Source organism: Parasphingorhabdus sp., from assembly GCF_049667325.1.
Taxonomy (GTDB): Bacteria; Pseudomonadota; Alphaproteobacteria; order Sphingomonadales; family Sphingomonadaceae; genus Parasphingorhabdus.
This window is the reverse complement of record NZ_JBATHY010000292.1, coordinates 1-2,161: the sequence shown is the minus strand read 5'-3', so window position 1 is coordinate 2,161 and position 2,161 is coordinate 1. Positions and strand designations below refer to the sequence as shown.

General features: G+C 55.3%; 5 protein-coding genes. All 5 read right to left on the bottom strand.

Annotated features, from left to right (window positions below; translation table 11 throughout):
* Positions 1–362 (bottom strand): VOC family protein (locus tag WBM93_RS12945; protein WP_424432279.1); only part of this gene is annotated, 362 nt, incomplete at its 3' end.
* Positions 363–374: 12 nt separating this feature from the next.
* The gene (locus WBM93_RS12940; RefSeq protein ID WP_424432278.1) at positions 375–758 is read right to left on the bottom strand and encodes a DUF1428 domain-containing protein; all 384 of its coding nucleotides are present in this window, start codon (positions 756–758) and stop codon (positions 375–377) included.
* Between the two features lie 18 nt (positions 759–776).
* Positions 777–1,253 carry an SRPBCC family protein gene (locus WBM93_RS12935; protein ID WP_424432277.1) on the bottom strand — a complete coding sequence of 159 codons (477 nt, stop codon included), beginning with the start codon at positions 1,251–1,253 and terminating at the stop codon, positions 777–779.
* A gap of 24 nt (positions 1,254–1,277) precedes the next feature.
* Positions 1,278–1,751, bottom strand: a complete 474-nt coding sequence (locus tag WBM93_RS12930; protein ID WP_424432276.1) for a VOC family protein — start codon at positions 1,749–1,751, stop codon at positions 1,278–1,280.
* Between the two features lie 17 nt (positions 1,752–1,768).
* The coding region (locus tag WBM93_RS12925) for a TetR family transcriptional regulator C-terminal domain-containing protein (RefSeq protein WP_424432275.1) at positions 1,769–2,161 on the bottom strand (393 nt) is incomplete at its 5' end.

The window sequence follows — 2,161 nt, the reverse complement described above, 5'->3', positions numbered from 1 at the left end:
ACGTAGAACATTGCGCCCTGCTGATCGGCAACAAAAGCAAAGCGCCCGACACCGGGTATATCCTTTGGTTCCAAATGGACACTGCCGCCCGCAGACAATATCGCTTCCGCCATCCGATCGACATCTTCGACATTGATATATCCTAGCCAACAGGGCCGAGCGCCATTAGCAGTCATTTCGCGCGTCAATGGCATCAGGCCGGCAACGCTGCTGCCCTTCATCGAAATTTCCCGATAGTCGACGTAGGCCTGACCGCTATCGGCAAAATCCCATCCGACCAGCGGTCCGTAAAAATCCTGCGCGGCGTCGGCATCGCTGGTCAACAATTCATACCAGATGAAATCACCATGTTTATTGGTCATTATTCCTGCTCCTCATGCTCCCAACGAGACGACCGGTTCAAAGCCGCCGAAGATCAAACGCTTGCCATCGAAAGGCATGGGATTCTTCTTCGGATCCATGCGCGGATCTACCTCGTCCGGATCTTCCATCATCGCTTCCAATTTTGCCATGCCGGCATCCCTCGTCGCCTTGTCGGGCCACTCGATCCAAGAGAAGACGACGCTTTCGTCATCTTTGGCCTTAACCGCCTTGCGAAAATCGGTAGCCTTGCCTTCGGTCACATCATCTTGCCAGCATTCGATTACTCTTGTGGCACCCATGTCGACAAACATGCTGTCCGCGGTGTTGGCGTGATCGATAAATTTCTGTTTGTTGGCGGTGGGTACCGCGATCACAAATCCGTCAATATAGCTCATTTTTCTCTCCTTCGTCGCTTATTCCTGTTTCTCACAAATTTCAGCAAGCTGGTCTGCAACCGCTTTCCAGCCATCGGCAAAGCCCATTTCCTCGTGCTGCTTTTTTGCCTCAGCGGTCCAGTGGCGCGCGCTTGCAGTATAACGGGTGCCGCCATCTTCCAGTGCAATCTCAAAAATACCGATCATGAACGGGCTTTGCGGTTTCAAATCGGCTGTGACCGCGTCGGTAAAAGCAAAACGCTTGCCGTCGATTACCTCGAGAAAAACACCTTCACCCTCGTGGCGCTCTCCATCAGGTCCGTGTATGATTGTATAGTTACGGCCACCGGCGCGCCAGTCCTGCTCGATGATCTCGGTGGTCCACGGCTTCGGACACCACCACTCGGCTGTCCGCTGGGTAATCACCGACCAGACTTTATCGGGGGCCGCAGCGATCAGGCGGGTGACGGAAAGTTCGAGCGTGTCGAGGCTTGCTTTCGGGTTGTGATCAGACATTCTCATTCCTCCAGTTGTACTATGTCAGCCTATGGCCGCCTCGATCGCGGCAATGTCGATCTTCTGCATCGGCATCATCGCTTCGAAGGCGCGCTTGGCAACGGTCCCGCCTTGCGCCATTGCGTCGGTCAGCGCGCGCGGGGTGATTTGCCAGTTGATACCCCATTTGTCCTTGCACCAACCGCACGCGCTTTCGGCGCCGCCATTGCCCACAATCGCGTTCCAGTAGCGGTCGGTCTCTTCCTGAGTTTCGGTATGGATCTGAAACGAAAAGGCTTCGGTGTGCGGGAATGCCGGACCACCGTTCAGGCCGAGGCAGGAGACGCCCATTACGGTAAATTCAACCGTCAGTTCGTCGCCTTGCTTGCCACCCGGAAAATCGCTGGGAGCGAGATGGACGGCATCAATCCGGCTGTCTGGAAAAGTCTCCGCATAAAATTCGGCCGCTTCCCTCGCAGCGTGATCGTACCAGATGCACATTGAAATCTTGCTGGTCATTACCCTATCCTCCTTGCTCAGCTCGATATGTTGAAAATTGCCTCGATATATCTGCGCAAATGACGAACACTCTCGCGCGCTTTTTCCGGATCCCCTGACGCCTTTGCGATCACAAATGCCCCCTGCAGAACGGTCTGAACATGCCAGGCCACGCTTTCCGCGGTAATATTGTCGCGAATCCCGTGCCGGTCTATTGCCGCCTGGATATCAACCGTCAGCGCCTCGCAATAGGCGGTGATGCTCGCCCCGCTCGCTTCGCGGAGCAATTCGCTGCTCGCAAAAGTCTCCTGCGCCATCGTGCCGACAAAACAGGTAAAGCCTTCTGCAGGGCCGTCAATCATCGCCATCCGCATATCAATATGGCCGAGCAGTCGTTCGAGCGGGTCATCCAGCTTGGTATAGGGCGGGAG